Annotated in this window: 10 protein-coding genes and 1 tRNA gene; 3 read left to right on the forward strand and 8 right to left on the reverse strand. The window is 67.4% G+C overall.

Going from position 1 to position 15,259, the window contains the following annotated elements; translation table 11 throughout:
- Positions 1–39 precede the first annotated feature (39 nt).
- The 3 genes from UU7_RS00650 to UU7_RS00660 all read right to left on the reverse strand — a co-directional run bounded on the left by UU7_RS00650 (position 40) and on the right by UU7_RS00660 (position 3,061).
- Entirely contained in the window at positions 40–321 is a 282-nt protein-coding gene (locus tag UU7_RS00650; protein ID WP_007804375.1) for a hypothetical protein, read from the reverse strand.
- 601 nt (positions 322–922) lie between these two features.
- A tRNA-Arg gene (locus tag UU7_RS00655) sits at positions 923–999 on the reverse strand.
- Positions 1,000–1,162: 163 nt separating this feature from the next.
- Positions 1,163–3,061 carry a M61 family metallopeptidase gene (locus tag UU7_RS00660; protein WP_007804377.1) on the reverse strand — a complete coding sequence of 633 codons (1,899 nt, stop codon included), beginning with the start codon at positions 3,059–3,061 and terminating at the stop codon, positions 1,163–1,165.
- 289 nt (positions 3,062–3,350) lie between these two features.
- On the opposite strand from UU7_RS00660, the gene UU7_RS00665 reads away from it, so the two are divergent.
- Positions 3,351–4,427 (forward strand): GGDEF domain-containing protein, encoded by a 1,077-nt coding sequence (locus UU7_RS00665; protein ID WP_007804380.1) that lies wholly within the window; start codon positions 3,351–3,353, stop codon positions 4,425–4,427.
- A gap of 37 nt (positions 4,428–4,464) precedes the next feature.
- Here the strand turns inward: UU7_RS00665 and UU7_RS00670 are convergent, their stop codons facing one another.
- Entirely contained in the window at positions 4,465–5,964 is a 1,500-nt protein-coding gene (locus UU7_RS00670) for an amino acid permease (protein ID WP_007804382.1), read from the reverse strand.
- Between the two features lie 197 nt (positions 5,965–6,161).
- On the opposite strand from UU7_RS00670, the gene UU7_RS00675 reads away from it, so the two are divergent.
- Positions 6,162–8,660, forward strand: coding sequence for a TonB-dependent receptor (locus UU7_RS00675; protein ID WP_007804384.1), 2,499 nt, complete (start codon positions 6,162–6,164; stop codon positions 8,658–8,660).
- Positions 8,661–8,729: 69 nt separating this feature from the next.
- On the opposite strand, the gene UU7_RS00680 is transcribed toward UU7_RS00675, so the two are convergent.
- The 4 genes from UU7_RS00680 to UU7_RS00695 form a co-directional block, all read right to left on the reverse strand.
- Complete coding sequence (locus tag UU7_RS00680; RefSeq protein ID WP_007804387.1) at positions 8,730–9,998, reverse strand: sterol desaturase family protein; 1,269 nt, start codon at positions 9,996–9,998, stop codon at positions 8,730–8,732.
- The gene (locus UU7_RS00685; RefSeq protein ID WP_007804388.1) at positions 9,995–10,741 is read right to left on the reverse strand and encodes a lysoplasmalogenase; all 747 of its coding nucleotides are present in this window, start codon (positions 10,739–10,741) and stop codon (positions 9,995–9,997) included. Before UU7_RS00685 ends, UU7_RS00680 begins: the two co-directional genes overlap by 4 nt.
- 83 nt (positions 10,742–10,824) lie before the next feature.
- Positions 10,825–11,082 carry a hypothetical protein gene (locus UU7_RS00690; protein ID WP_238530868.1) on the reverse strand — a complete coding sequence of 86 codons (258 nt, stop codon included), beginning with the start codon at positions 11,080–11,082 and terminating at the stop codon, positions 10,825–10,827.
- A gap of 122 nt (positions 11,083–11,204) precedes the next feature.
- A complete protein-coding gene (locus UU7_RS00695; protein ID WP_050981393.1) occupies positions 11,205–12,917 on the reverse strand; it encodes a sulfatase-like hydrolase/transferase in 1,713 nt (570 codons plus the stop codon).
- A gap of 236 nt (positions 12,918–13,153) precedes the next feature.
- Here UU7_RS00695 and UU7_RS00700 point away from each other — a divergent pair, with 236 nt between their 5' ends.
- Positions 13,154–15,181: a bifunctional 2',3'-cyclic-nucleotide 2'-phosphodiesterase/3'-nucleotidase gene (locus tag UU7_RS00700; RefSeq protein WP_007804394.1), complete on the forward strand. Its 2,028-nt coding sequence runs from the start codon at positions 13,154–13,156 to the stop codon at positions 15,179–15,181.
- The last annotated feature ends 78 nt before the right edge of the window (positions 15,182–15,259 follow it).

Consider the following 15,259-nt stretch of genomic DNA (forward strand, 5'->3'; position numbering starts at 1 on the left):
CCTTCTGTTGGCGGAGGCGCCATCCCTGGCACCGATCAATTACGCCGCAGCGCTTTCGAGCTGCGTCTTGAGCCACGTGCTTACGGTCTCGCTGAGGCCATACCAGGCAGCCTGGCCGGAGAGGCGGGTGACGAGCAGCCCATCATCGCTATCCAATACTTGGCGCAGGTTGTCGCGAACCTGTACCGCGGATTGGGGCGTGGAGATGACCCAGCTGGACTCCAGTGCGTGACACCAGTTGCCATAGGCCTTGATGCGCTCGTAGAGCGCGTCGTAATTCCGCTGCTTACGGAGGTCGTAACTAATTTGATACAGTGACATCGGTTTGATCCTTGTTGGTTAGCGTCGACTGGGACATTCGAACCGGTGCGGCAGGCTGCAACCTGTCGCACCACTTATCCGAAGAACAGTAGAGTTTCTACGGACGCATCAAATAATGCGCATCCGTCGTTCACGTGTCAACATATTTTTACAGTAGCCGATCTATAGCGCACAGACCGGCCGCGGAATGTGTCTGCAATCGCACATCCAAAGCCGCGCGCACTCGCCCCCCAATGGAGCGTGCGCGTCCGTGAAATAGAGCAATCACCGAACCGGTGAGCCGGCCAGCGCCCAGCCGCCGATGTACTCCGGTCGCCATGGTCTCAGATTCGCACGCACGGTCGCCCCCAGCCGACAAGTTCGCGATCGCGCGCAAGGGGAAGGGAACGCCGCCGCGGGAATCGCGGAGAGGGCATCCAACACTGGCGCCATCGGGAGGCACAAGTTGTAGCGAGACTGTTCACTCGCCGCCGTTACACGGTCAGTCGCTGCGATCAGTAACGGAAAAACAGCAATTCGTGTCAGAACCCGAAATCGCATAAAGCGTCAAAACTGACACTTTATGGTGTTTTGTCCAGGTGGCCCAAGTCGTTGGCTCTGTTGGTGCGCCTGGCGGGATTCGAACCCACGACCCCTGCCTTCGGAGGGCAGTACTCTATCCAGCTGAGCTACAGGCGCATGTGTGGCCGCGCGGGGCAGTGGCCCGCGGGGAGCGCAGTATAGCCGAGTTGCCGCGGGCGGGCATGCGCTGCCACCTGCGCTTCCCTCACCCGCTCCTCTCCCACCAGTGGGAGAGGAGGCGAACGCGGGAAGCGCAATGCCCGATGAGGCCGGAACGGCCTCAGCGGGCCTTGAGCAGGGTGCTCAGGGTGTCCGGCTTGCTGGTGTCGCGCACCAGGTGCGGGTACTTCAGGCCGTCGTGGTAGTCGATGCGGATGGTCTGGTACTGGTCGAAGTTCTTCACCAGCAGCTCGACCGGCAGGCTCTTGTCCCTGGCCGAGGCGGTGACGGCGTCCTTCAGCGCATCGGCGTCGTAGTCGTGGCCGTTCACCGCGATCACGCTCATGCCCGGCGAAATGCCGGCCTTGAACGCGGGGCCGTCCCACAGCACGTCGCCGATGCTGCCATCCTTGCCCACCGACAGGCCCAGCGAGTAGGTGAGGTCGGCGGAATGACGACGGGCCTCGATGGCCTTCACCGCGGCGGACGGCTTGTCGGTGTAGGTCAGCTTCCAGCCGTGGCCTTCGACGCCGCCGATCAACGAACCGTGGCCGTCCAGACGGCTGCGCAGGTAGCTGGCCCAGTCGAACGGCTGGATGTCGTTGAGCGTCTTCACCACGTCTTCGAAGGTGTAGGGATTCACGGCCCACTCGCCGTTGTCCATGCCGAAGAACGCCTTGCCGAAGTCGTCGATGGAATGCTTGCCGCGGCTGAGGTCACGCAGCTTGGCGTCGACGTCGAGCCAGATCATCTGGCCGGCCGAGTAGTAGTCCTCGCTGCCCTGGTAGTTGCGGTACGGCAACGGCGCGCGCTGGGCGATGATCGGGTCGTTGGTGGTGTCCTGCACGTTGCGCCAGCTGGCCAGGCCGGGGCGGCCGCGGTCGTAGGTGGCGGCCACGAAGGCCAGCATGTCGCGCGCCTGCTCCTCGTTCCACAGGCCGGAACGGGTGGCCATCACGTGGCCCCAGAACTGGGTCTGGCCTTCGTACACCCACAGCAGCGAATCCTGCATCGGCACGTTGAAGTTCACCGTGGTGAGGTCGGCGCCGCGGCGGTACTTGCCGTCCCACGAGTGGTTGTATTCGTGGGCCAGCAGGTCGCGGCCCAGCGCGCCCTTTTCCCACTCGGTGAAGTAGCCGGTACCCACGCCGTTCTCGCTGGAACGATGGTGCTCCAGGCCCTGCCCGCTCATCTTGTCGCTGAGCGAAAGCAGGAAGTCATAGTGGTTGTAGTGGTGGGCGCCGTACATCTTGTACATCTGCTGCACCAGGTTGCGATGCAGCTTGATCTGCTCGGGCGTCACTTCCAGGTACTTCGCCGCGTCGGCCACGACGTTCAGATGCACCGGCGCCTTGGCGCCCGGATCGAGGTCGATGCGCTTGAAATACTTGCCGGCGAAGATCGGCGAGTCGACCAGGTCGTTGTACGCGATCGGCTTGAAGTGCACGGTGTCGCCATCGCGCGAGGCCACCTCCAGCGCGGTGCCGAACTGCCAGCCGGCGGGGAACTTCACGCTGGTCTCGGCCATGATGCGCTTGGCGTAGTAGCCGGCCGGATAGATGGTGTTGGCGTTCCACTGCAGGTTCAGCATTTCCGGCGTCATCACCACGCGCCCCTCGCTCTTGCTCTGCGGCGAGAGGAACTGGAACGACACCTCCACGTTGCTGGCGCCGGCGGGCACGTCGACGTGGAAGGCGTAGACGTTCAGCGGGTCGCGCTTCCACGGCAGAGTCTTGCCGTTGGCGGTCACCACCAGGCCGGCCAGCTTGTCGATCGGGCCGCTGGGCGAATGGTGGCCGGGCAGCCACTGCGGGTACAGCAGGGTCAGCGGGCCGGGCTGCGCCGGGATCACCTCGTGCACGCGGAAGATCCGGCGCGCCAGGTCGGTGGCGTCCACATTGACCTTCAAGGTGCCCTGAAACGGCACATCCTGCGGCGCCGGGACATCGGCAAACGCGGCAAAACTGGCCAGGCCGAAGCTGGCGGCGACGAGGGCGGAAGCGAGGCGGGTGACTTTCAATGCGTTCTCCAGATGGAAAAGAGGGAGCCTGGCGAACGCTGCCGCACCTGCCGAGAATCACGACATGACACGGCTCGGGCCAGACGGGGCCCGGGAATCCCTGCAACGGGAAGTTGTCATGGCAGGAGTCCAGACCCCGATGCTAGACCGGCCGCGACCGCCTTCACCCCTGCCGAAGGTCACGACCAGCACGGCCGGCCATGCCAGGTTCCTGCGCGTGTGCCAAATCTGGCACCCATCTTGCTGCGATCCACGCTGATCTCTTCCGGCTTCACCGCCCAGGAACCCCATGCACGACCTGCTCGACCACCTTCCGCGCCACGACGACAGCCTGCAGCAGCGCGACTACCGCAGGTACCTCGCGCAGCGGATGGGGCCGATGATCCATGCCCTGATGCTGGTGGCGACCCTGGTCTACCTGGTCGCCGTGGTGGCCAGCAGCGTGCTGCAAAGGCCGATGCTGTCCGGCTGGCTGCGCGCGTTGCCGCTGTTGCCGCTGGCGCTGGTGACGCTGTCCACCCGGCAGGCGCGCCGGCCACACCTGCTCAGCGCGCTGACCCTGCTGTTCGTGGTGCTGCTGGAGGTGAGCATCAACCTCAATACGTTCGGCAACCCGCATCGGCAGACGATGGTGTTGCCGGGCCTGCTGCTGCCCGTGGTCTCGTCGGTGATCTGGCTCGGCCGCTGGGATTTCGTCGCCGGCATGATCGTCTGCGCGCTGGGCCCGCTGCCGATGCTGCTGCTGGGCAACAGCGACGACGTGCAGGTGGTGCAGTACCTGATCTACATGGCGGTGGCGATCGTGCTGGCCGCGGTGCTGCGCGCGTTCATGGCGCGCACGCTGTTCGAGCAGTTCCGGCTGGAGCGCCGCCTGCGCGAGCAGGCCAATACCGATGGGCTGACCGGGCTGCTGCTGCGCAACCGCTTCCTGCAGCTGTCGCGACTGGCGCTGGCCGACATCCGGCACCGCGGGCTGCCCGCCTGCGTGCTCTACCTCGACGCCGACCACTTCAAGCCGCTCAACGACGACTTCGGCCACGCCGCCGGCGACGCCGCGCTGATCGCGATGGCCGGCACGATGCGTCGGCAGATGCGTCCGGACGACCTGATCGGGCGCATCGGCGGCGAGGAATTCGCGATGCTGATGCCCGGCCTCGACCTGGCCCAGGCGACCCAGCGGGCCGAGCAGTTGCGGCTGGCGATCCACGCCATCCAGCGCCCCGATGGCCGCATGAGCGTCAGCATCGGCGTGGTCGAATGCCGGCCGGACGACGAGGCGATCGAGACCCTGCTGATCCGCGCCGACCGCGCGATGCGCCAGGCCAAGCGCGCCGGCCGCGACCGCGTGGCCAGCACGGTCGACTGAGCGCCGAAGCGGCGGGCGACCGCTCGGCCCGCGGTGATCAGCCGGCCATCTTGCTGCGGCGGATGCCGTAGGCGAAGTAGATCACGCAGCCCAGCGCCATCCAGATGATGAAGCGCTCGTAGGTGATCCAAGGCAGGCCGTAGATCAGCGCCGCCGAAAACGCGATGCCCAGCGGCGCGGTGAACCACACCGCCGGCGTGCGGAAGTTGCGCTGCAGGTCCGGCCGGCGCACGCGCAGCAGCATGATCGAGGCGCAGATGATGATGAAGGCGCTGAGCGTGCCGATGTTGACCAGCTCGGCCACCTCGCCGATCGGCAGCAGTCCGGCGACCAGCGCGGTGAACACGCCGAGGATCAGGGTCGGCCGCGCCGGCGTGCCGAAGCGCGGGCTGACCTTGGCGAACCAGGCCGGCAACAGGCCGTCGCGGGCCAGCGCGAACCAGATCCGCGCCGCACCCAGCATGAAGGCGAACAGCACGCTGGTGACGCCGATCACCGCCGCCGCGGCGATGGCCACGCTGAGCCAGTGCAGGCCGATCTGTTCGAACGCGTCGGACACCGACGCCTCGCCGCCGAGGTTGCTGTAGTGGGTGATGCCGGTGAGCACCAGCGACACCGCGATGTACAGCACCATCGCGATCGCCAGCGACAGCAGCACCGCGCGCGGCAGGTCGCGCTGCGGGTGCTTGGACTCCTCCGCCGCGGTGGTCAGCGTGTCGTAGCCGAACACCGCGAAGAACACCACGCTGGCGCCGGTCAGCACGCCCGACCAGCCGAAGTGGCCGACTCCGCTGGCGGCGTCGACCACGCGGGCGGGCACGAACGGATGCCAGTTCGCCGGGTCGATGTAGAACACGCCGACCAGCACCACCAGCAGCACGCCGATCACCTTGATCGCCACCACCAGGGTGTTGAAGCGCGCGCCCCACTCGGTGCGCACGGTCAGCAGGATCGCCACGCCGATCGACACCGCCGCCGCGATCACGTTGAAGCGGTGGCCGTCGCTGGGCCCGGTGATCGCGGTGGAGCCGTGCAGGCCGAACAGTTGCTGCAGGTAATACTGCATCGTCTGCGCGCTCATGCTCTGCTGCGCCCACTCCGGCAGGTGCACGCCGGCGGAGTTCAGCAACACCTGCACGTAGCCGGACCAGCCGATCGCCACCACCGCGACCACCAGCGCGTACTCCAGCAGCAGGTCCCAGCCGATGATCCACGCGGCGAACTCGCCGAGCACCGCGTAGCCGTAGGTATAGGCGCTGCCGGTGACCGGGATCAGCCCGGCGAACTCGGCGTAGCACAACGCCGCGCAGGCGCTGCCGAAACCGGCGATCAGGAAGCTGATGGCCACCGCGGGGCCCGCGTTCATCGCCGCCTGCTGGCCGGCCAGCACGAAGATGCCCACGCCGATGATGCCGCCGATGCCGATCGCGGTGAGCTGCCACAGGCCCAGCACCCGGCGGAAGTCGCTGCGGGTGCCGGCTTCGGCCTGCAACTGTTCGATCGTCTTGTGCCGCACCAGCTTGCCGAGGAAACCCATTGCACACCCCTGATCGCATGACCGCCGGAAACCAGCGGCGATCATAGCGAATACCGCCCATCGTGTTGGCCCGTGCGCGGCATGCTGCGCTGCACCTGTACACCTGCGCGCGACGCGGGCGAACATGCGTCCACGCATCCACGACCGGCCCGCGGGCGGGCGGTGATGGAGGCGACCACGACCCGGGGAATACATCCATGCTCATCCGCACCCATCGTCTGGCTGCCGGCATCGCCTGCGCCCTGCTTGCCGGCACGTTCGGCGTGTCGGCCAACGCTTCGGCGCAGGACACCAGCCCGCCGCCGGCAGCGGCCACCACGAATGCCACCGAGCTGGGCAAGATCACGGTGACCGCGCAGAGCCGCACGCAGGAAGTGCAGGACGTGCCGATCGCGATGGACATCGTCACCGCGAAGCAGCTCGACATCATCGCCGCCACCGATCTCAGCCAGACCAACCTGTTCGTGCCCGGCGTGGTGATCGACGGCAGCGACCCGACCCAGCCGACCTACCGCATGCGCGGCATCGAGACCAACGACTTCGGCATCGGCACCGACTCGGCCGTCGGCGTCTACGTCAACGGCGTCTACCAGACGCGCTCCGGCGGCGCGCTGATGGCGCTCAACGACGTGGCCCGGGTCGAGGTGCTGAAAGGCCCGCAAGGCACCCTGTTCGGCCGCAACACCGCCGCTGGCGCGATCTCGATCGTCACCAACGAGCCGACCGACAAGCTCGAGGGCAAGGCCCGCGTCCGCTATGGCGAGTACGGCAGGCGCTACGGCGACGCCCTGCTCAACGTGCCGGTGAACCAGGACCTGGCCGTGCGCATGAGCTTCCTGGACAACCAGAGCAACGGCTACCTCAGGGATGCCGTCACCGGCCAGCACTACGGCAAGGACGACGAATGGGGCACGCGCATGGTGGCGCGCTGGCAAGTCACGCCCGACAGTACAGTGCACCTGTCGTGGGACCATGACCGCCTGAAGCAGCCTTCACGCATGGACGTGGGCCTGATCCCGCTGTCCTCTACCGACCTGTACCAGCGCGCGCCGTTCCCGGCCGACCCGTCGACCTGGTACGACCCGCGCCACGCGCCGTTCTTCAACGACAGCAACGGCGGCCGCGAACGCCGCCAGTACAACGGCTGGACCCTGGCCTTCGACCACGGCTTCGACTGGGGCGGCTTCAGTTCGACCACCAACTACGCGGCCTACAACATCTCGCACGTCGAGGACGGCGACGGCACCAACCACGTCACCACCCACCTCGACACCGGCGTGATCAGCGAGGGGCGCACGCTGTACCAGGAGTTCAAGCTCAACGGCAGCAACGAGCGGGTCGACTGGGTCGCCGGCGCCAGCTACTACATGGAACGCGCGAAACAGACCAGCCTGGCTACGGTAAACACCGACACCTACGACACGCTGGCGATCAACAGCGGCCTCGGTGCCAACTTCACCCCGGACGGCACGCTGTTCCACTACTTCGACTCGCTGCTGCAGGCGTTCAACCTGCCCTACCGCCTGCTCGGCGATCCGTGGACCGAGACGATCAGCAACAACGGCCACTTCAATTCCTACGCGGTGTACGGCGACGCGATCTGGCACGTCACCGACAAGCTCAACATCACCACCGGCCTGCGCTACACCCATGACCGCAAGTATTTCGACTGGTACACGCCGGTGCGCTACGCGCCCCAGCTCGACGCGACGGTCGACCAGCTCGACGCGGCCGGCATCCTGGCGCTGGCGCCGCTGCTCACCGGCGGCGCGCTGAGTGCCGACGCCCTGCGCGCCATCCTCACCCAGAACCAGATCTTCCCCAACGCGGTGGGCCAGCTGGTCAGCAAGGACAACCGCTGGAACGACCTGAGCCCGCGCCTGGTCGCCGACTACAAGTTCACCCCGGACACGATGGCTTACCTGTCGCTGGCCCGGGGCTACAAGGCTGGCGGCTACAACGGCACCGAGCCCGGTTCGCAGTTCCAGCCGGAGAAAGTGTGGAACGCCGAGCTCGGCATCAAGAGCACCTTCCCCGACCAGCACCTGCTGCTGAATGCCTCGATCTACCACTACCGCTACACCGACAAGCAGACCCTGGTGGTGGTGCCGTCCACCGACGGCCTCGGCGTGCCGACCTACCAGGTCAGCAACACCAGCCAGGACGCCACCGGCGTGGACCTGCAGGTGCAATGGGTGCCGCTGGACGATCTGCGGCTGGGCTTCAACGGCAGCTACATCGACTCGAAATACTCCACCGCACGCGTGCCGGCCGGCGTCGACGCCAACGGCGACGCGCTCTACCTGGATGTCTCCGGCCAGCCGGTGGACGAGCCGAAGTTCTCCTACAGCTTCAGCGGCGACTACACCTGGCACGGCGTGGCCCGGGGCGACCTGAGCTTCCACGCCAACTACGGCTATCGCGGGCGCATGCGCTGCAACGATGCCTCGGTCTACCAGGGCAAGTGCGCCTTGCCGACCAACTTCGACTTGGGCGAGCCGCAGCAACGCACCGACCTGCGCCTCGACTGGAACGCGGCGAACGGCCGCTGGGGCCTCGGCGCCTACGTGCAGAACCTGTTCGACAAGCAGTACGTCAGCGGGCTGGGCACGATCTCGCAGTCGGTGCTGGGCACGCCGTACGCCTACGTCACGCCCCCGCGGATGTGGGGCGTGGAAGCGCGCGTGAAGTTCTGACCGACCCGCCGTCGCTCCCCTGCCCGCAGGGGAGCTGCCCGGAGGGCTGAGGGGTGCTCTTGAGAGACGTCACCCCGTCGCAGCGTCGTGACGCAGCGAAGACGACGGGTGCGGTCCGCCCAGCCAGGGCAGCGCCAGCGCGCTGAGCCCGAACACCACCGCGATGGCCAGGGCGATACGGCCGTCCAGATGGCCAATCCCGAACCAGCGCCCGCTGAGCAGCGGCACGGCGGCGGTGGCCAGCACGCGGACGCCTTCGGCCCACACCGCCCAGCGCCGGCCTTCCATCAACGCACCGACCACGCACAGGCTGGCGACCAGGTACAGCGCATACAGCAGCAGGGCGGAAAAGCCGGCGCTGCCGGCCATGCCGAGGAACTGCGTGGCCATGCCCAGCAGCAGGGCGAACTGCACCAGCACGTAGAGTTTCAGCGGCCGCGACAGGGGCGGATCGAAGCGCTCGGTGGGCATGGTGAAGTCGGGCTTCGGGAAGCGCGCCGCCACGTCGGCCGGACGCCAGCCCGGCGGCTTGATCCACACCAGCAGCTTGTCGCGCCAGCGCTTCGCATGCCACGCGTCCTGCGCGGTCTTCCAGTACACCTCGGCGTTCGCCCACAGCGGGTTCCAGCTGCGCAGCGGCGAGCGCGTGCCGTAGACCGGCTTGTCGCTGTCATCCTCCTCGACAAAGGTGCCGAACAGGCGATCCCACACGATCAGGATGCCGCCGTAGTTGCGGTCCAGGTAGCGATCGTTCACCGCGTGATGGGCGCGATGGTTGGACGGCGAACAGAACACCCGGTCGAACCAGCCGAGCCGGCCGATCTGTTCGGTGTGGACCCAGAACTGGTACAGCAGGTCGATCAGCGCCACCACCACGAACACCTTCAGCGGCACGCCGACGATCGCCATCGGCAGGTAGAACAACCAGCCCAGCAGCGCGCCGCTGCCGGTCTGGCGCAGCGCGGTGGACAGGTTGTAGTGCTCGCTCTGGTGATGCACCACGTGGGCGGCCCACAGGATGTTCACCTCGTGGCCCATGCGGTGCAGCCAGTAGTAGCAGAAGTCGTAGAACAGCAGCGCGCCGGCCCACACCCACAGGCTGTTCTCCGGCAGCGCGAACAGCGCCAGGTGCTCGACGCACCAGGCATAGATGCCGATCGTCACCAGCTTGGTGAACACGCCGACCAGCTGCGAGATCACGCCCAGCCCGATGCTGTTGATCGCATCGTTGGCCGCGTATGCCTGCCGTCCGCGCAGTTTCGCCACCAGCAATTCGATGCCGATCAGCAGGAAGAAGACCGGTGTGGCCCAGGTGATGATGAGTTCCTGCGTATTCACTTCGCCGCCTCTTTCTCGATCGAAGGCTCGACGCGCTGCACCGAGCGCGCGATCCACCACAACGCCAGATAGTACGCCGCCAGCACCCACAGGCTGGACCACGGCAGCGGACCATCGAAGCGGTTCCACGCCAGCAGGCAATCGCTGAGCATGAAGGTCAGGCCGCCGAGCGCCGCCAGACGTGCCGCCGGCGCCTGCGGGTCGCCGCGTTGGGCCAGCACCCGTGCGCGCACCAGCGCCTGGCCGCCCATGCTGGCCAGCACCACCACGTAGACGATCACCGGAATGCGCAGCGCCGGCCCGATCGCGCCCCACAACAGGACCATGTTCACCGCGCCGAAACCCAGCGTGGCCAGCAGCAGCCACGGCCGCGCCGCGAAGCGGCAGTCGCCGGTGAACGCGGCGATGAAACACAGATGGCCGCACAGGAAGGCCAGCAGCCCCGGCACGAACAGGTCGCCCGGCAGCATCAGCAGGACGTCGCCCAGCAGCGAGCAGGCGATGCCGGCAAGCACCAGCCGCCGGTAGCGCGGCGATTGGGCCGGCCGCGACTGCCAGGCCAGCACGAAGATCAGCACGGTGGCCAGCGGCTTGCCCAGCCAGTGCAGCCACTGCCATGCCGGCGACGGATGGCTGGCCGCGAGCAGCGCGCCGGCGATGGCGGCAGACGCCGCCAGCAGGATGGCCGCGGCCAGTCCCCGCGGGTAGCGTGGCGCGGCGGTATCGAAGGCAAGAACGGACATGCGTGGCCCCGTGGACGACTGCCGTCGATCATAGCCGGATGCCGCCACCTGTCGGCCAGGCTTGAACGCCGGGTCGGCCTCGCTCAGCGCGGCGCGGTCGCGCGTCGGCGCGGGCTGCCGTACATCTCGCGATAGACCTCGCTGACCCGCGCCTCCAGCGTGCCGCCCTGGCGCGCCTGGCTGAAGGCCTCATTCAATTGTTTCTCCGCCACATGCAGATGACGCAGGAAACGGCGCTCGTCGCCGGACAGCCCGCACTCGGCCATCTGCTGTTCCAGCGTGGGGTCGACGGGCGGGTCATCGGGCGTGGGGTTCGGGGATGGTGGCAGACGGTCTTTCATGCCGGAAACGAAGCAAGACACTTGCCATTCAGCTTTCCGCCGCGACGCCGCCTCGCTGCGTCACATGGCGCCGGCGTGGATCGGCGCCACGACGGGAGGGCGGCGCAAACTGCCCCGGGGTGTCACTGGTAGACATGCAGCCGGTTGATCGTCCAGGCGTGGTACGAAGCCAGCACCCCGGGAATCGCGCAGTCGTCGTACAGCCCGCTGCAGCGCGTGCGCAATTCGCGCGACGCGGTGAAATACGCATCGGTGGGCACGCCGGCCGCCTGCAGCACCATGCCGGGCAGGAAGGCGATGTCGAGCATCGGATACGCCGGCAGCGGCGGGCCGGCGAAATTGCTCTTCACCATGTAGTAGGTCAGGTAGTCGTGATACGGCGCCAGCGCGGGCGGCGTGTTCCGCTGCAGGTCGCGGATGCCGCCATTGAACGAGGGCTGGTGGTCGCCGAAGTGCACCAGCACGGTCGGCTGCGGGCGGTCGAGGAAGGCGCGTTCGAGCCCGCGCATCGCCACGTCCGAATCGTGCAGCCGCGACAGGTAGGTGTCGAAGTTCAGCGCCATGCCCGGCGCAAGCCCGCGCAGCAGGTTGCGGTAGGGCGCCGGCAGCTTGTTCATCGGCTGGTGGTCGTGCGGGCCGTGCTGGTTCAAGGTCAGGATCATGATGAACACCGGCTGCCCCGGCTTCCTGAGCTTGTCGTACAAGCGTTTGGCCGCGGCGAACATCTGCGCGTCGCTTTCCTCCCATTCCTCCAAGCCCAGTTCGTCGGCGCCGTACAGATGGTCGAAACCATAGGCGCGGTACGCGTTGTCGCCGTTGATGAAGCTGGCGCCGGTGGGATACACGCCGATGGTGAGGTAACCCAGCCGGCGCAGTTGCAGCGCCAGCGCATCGTGCACGTTGGGGGCCAGCACGTAGGGCGCATACATGCCGCCGGAGCCGAAGATGTCCTGCGGCATGCCGGTCAGCGCGGCGAACTCGCTGACCCAGGTGCCGCCGCCGAAGGTATGCACGCGCAGCACGCCGTGCCCCCGCGTGCGGGCATCGGGCCGGAACATCGCCACCCGGCACGCCGGCACGTTGCAGTCGGTGTAGTTCGACGGATCGAAGGTGCTTTCCTCCAGCACCTGCACGATGTCCGGATACGGCGGCGGCCGGCTGGCCGGTGCGCCCGACGCGGTGGCGCCCCAGTCGCGCTCGGCCACCTCGTCGCTGGCCATCGGCGGCAACTGCACGTCGGCATCGCGCAGGTTCACGAAGAAATTGGTCAGCTGCGCGTCGTCGGACATCTTCTGCCACGCATTGCGCGCATGGGCCCGGGCGAACGGCCCGGCCGGCAGCATGCACAGCCAGAAACCCAGCGCGCAGGCCGCGATCCCGCCCAGCCGGATCGGCAGCGCCCGCGACGCTCGCAAGCCGGCCAGCAGGCGCCAGTCCCAGCGCCACACCAGGTACAGCAGCGGCGGCAGCAGCAGGCACAGCGCGAGGCCGACGGTGTACAGGTGCGGGTAGTGGCGCAAGGTGTCGATCAGGCTGGTGCGCACGTAGTAGATGAAGTCCGACGGCATCAGCTGCGAATCGAGATAACGCAGCTTCAGCACTGCCACCGACTTCAGCAGCAGGAACAGCCCGCCGCCCACCACCAGTCCGCTGGCAAAACGCCCGAACGCCAGCAGCAGCACGCCGCAACTGCACAGCATCAGCGCCATGATGAAGGCGCGCTGCAGCGGCAGCGGTTCCTGCCACGCCGTCAGCGCGATGCAGCCGCCCAGAAACGCCAGCGCGCACAACACCACCACACCGGCTCGCGATGGGCGCAAAAATAATCGACGCATGCCTGGTCAGTCCCCCTGTAGGACGCTATGGGCGTGGGCAGCGGAAATCGTCCGGACTGCAAACCCTGCCACTCACGCCCTTGTCACCGAGCCGTCATCTTACGGTCTTGGCCGCCGTGCTGCGCGGCGGCGGACTCGCGCCGGCACGGAGCCATTCATCGGCCCCGGCACGCATCCGGCCATGCCGATCTGCTAGTTTCTGCGGCCTGACCCAAGCTCCCCGCCCCGGAATCCCCATGTCGTCACGCCTGTTGCGCACCACCACTCCCCTGCTCGCCCTCGCCGGCGCCCTGCTCGCCGGCTGCGCCGGCCTGCCGTGGCACGGCAACCGGCTGGCCGACGGCGCGCGCGCCAACGTGGCCATCCTGGAAACCACCGACATCCATTCGAACGTGCTCAGCTACGACTACTACAAGCTGAAGCCGGACCCATCGCTGGGCTACGAGCGCACCGCCACGCTGATCCGCCGCGCCCGCGCCGAATTTCCCAACACCTTCCTGTTCGACAGCGGCGACACCATCCAGGGCAGCGTGCTGGCCGACTACCAGGCGCTGGTGAAGCCGGTCGGCTGCGCGCAGGAACTGGCCGTCTACCAGGCGATGGACGCGATGGGCTACGACGGCGGCACCGCCGGCAACCACGAGTTCAACTACGGCCTCGGCTTCCTGTCGCAGGTCACCGGCACGCCGATGAACGTGGACGGCGGCCACGACAACCGCTGCGCCGGCCCGCACTTCCCGCTGGTGCTGGCCAACGTCTACGGCGCGCGCGACGGCAAGCCGATCTTCAAGCCGTGGACCGTGGTGACGAAAACCATCAGCGCCTACACCCCGGACGGCAGCCGCATCGAGGTGCCGCTGAAGGTGGGCATCATCGGCTTCACCCCGCCGCCGATCATGGACTGGGACAAGCAGAACCTGGCCGGCAAGGTCACCGTCAGTGGCGTCGTCGAGGCGGCGCAGAAATACCTGCCCGAGCTCAAGGCGCAGCACCCCGACCTGATCGTGGCGATCCTGCACGGCGGCCTCAACACCGCCCCGTACACGCCGCAGATGGAAAACGCGGGCTGGTACCTGGCCGGCGTGCCCGGCATCGACGCCCTGCTGCTCGGCCACTCGCACACCGAATTCCCCGGCCCGCACTACGCCGGCATGAAGGACGTCGATGCGAAGCGCGGCCTGGTCCGCGGCGTTCCTGCGGTGATGGGCGGCTTCTTCGGCAAGGACCTCGGCGTGATCCGGCTGGTGCTGGATCGCCAGGGTGGCCGCTGGGTGGTCGACCGCGACGAGAGCCACAGCGAAGTGCGCCCGGTCTGCAGCAAGTCAGGCAGCCCGAACAAGTCGGGCTCGCAAGCTGTCGAGTGCGTGCCGGCCGATCCGGCCATCGCGCCGCTGGTGCAACAGGCCCATGAAGCAGCCATCACCTACGTCAACACGCCGATCGGCAACAGCAGCGTGCAAATGAGCAGCTACTTCGCCGACGAGGGCAACATGAGCGCACTGGCGCCGGTCAACGCCGCCCAGGCCGACTACGTGCGCACTGAACTTCCGCGCTCGCACCCCGAGCTGGCCGACGTGCCGGTGCTGTCCGCCGCCGCCGCCTTCCGCACCGGCTTCGGCGGCCCCGACGACTACACCGACGTCGCCGCCGGCCCGCTCACCCTGCGCAGCGCCGCCGACCTGTACTTCTATCCGAACACCCTGGCCGCGGTGAAGACCGACGGCGCCGGCCTCAAGGCCTGGCTGGAAAAATCCGCCGGCCGCTTCAACCGCATCGACCCGGCCAAGGCAGGCGAGCAGCAGCTGATCAACAGTCGCTTCGTCGGTTACAACTTCGACCAGATCCAGGGCGGCATCCACTACGTCATCGACGTGTCGAAACCGGTCGGCCAGCGCATCACCACGCTGAGCTACCAGGGCAAGCCGGTGGCGCCGAGCGACCCGTTCATCATCGTCACCAACAACTACCGCGCCAGCGGCGGCGGCCACTTCCCCGGCCTCGACGGCAGCAACATCGTGCTTGCCGCACCCGACGGCACCCGCGAGATCCTGGCGAAGTGGATCGAGCACAGGAAGCAGATCGGCGTTGCCGACCTCGAGCCCACCTCATGGAACTTCGCGCCTTTGAAAGTGCGCGGGCCTGTGGTGTTCACCGGCGCGGAGAACAAGCTCGGTGTGGCGAAGGCTGCCGGGTTGACGAACATTCGATTGGTGAAGGACAACGGGGATGGGACGGCGATTTACGCGATCGACCTCTCGCATTAAGCGATGCAGCGTGTAGGGCGGGCACTGCCCGCCGCTCTGCCTTTCATTGTTCGATTAGAGCGAAAAGCTTTCGTCTGC

It is taken from the genome of Rhodanobacter spathiphylli B39, from assembly GCF_000264295.1.
GTDB classification, from domain to species: Bacteria; Pseudomonadota; Gammaproteobacteria; order Xanthomonadales; family Rhodanobacteraceae; genus Rhodanobacter; species Rhodanobacter spathiphylli.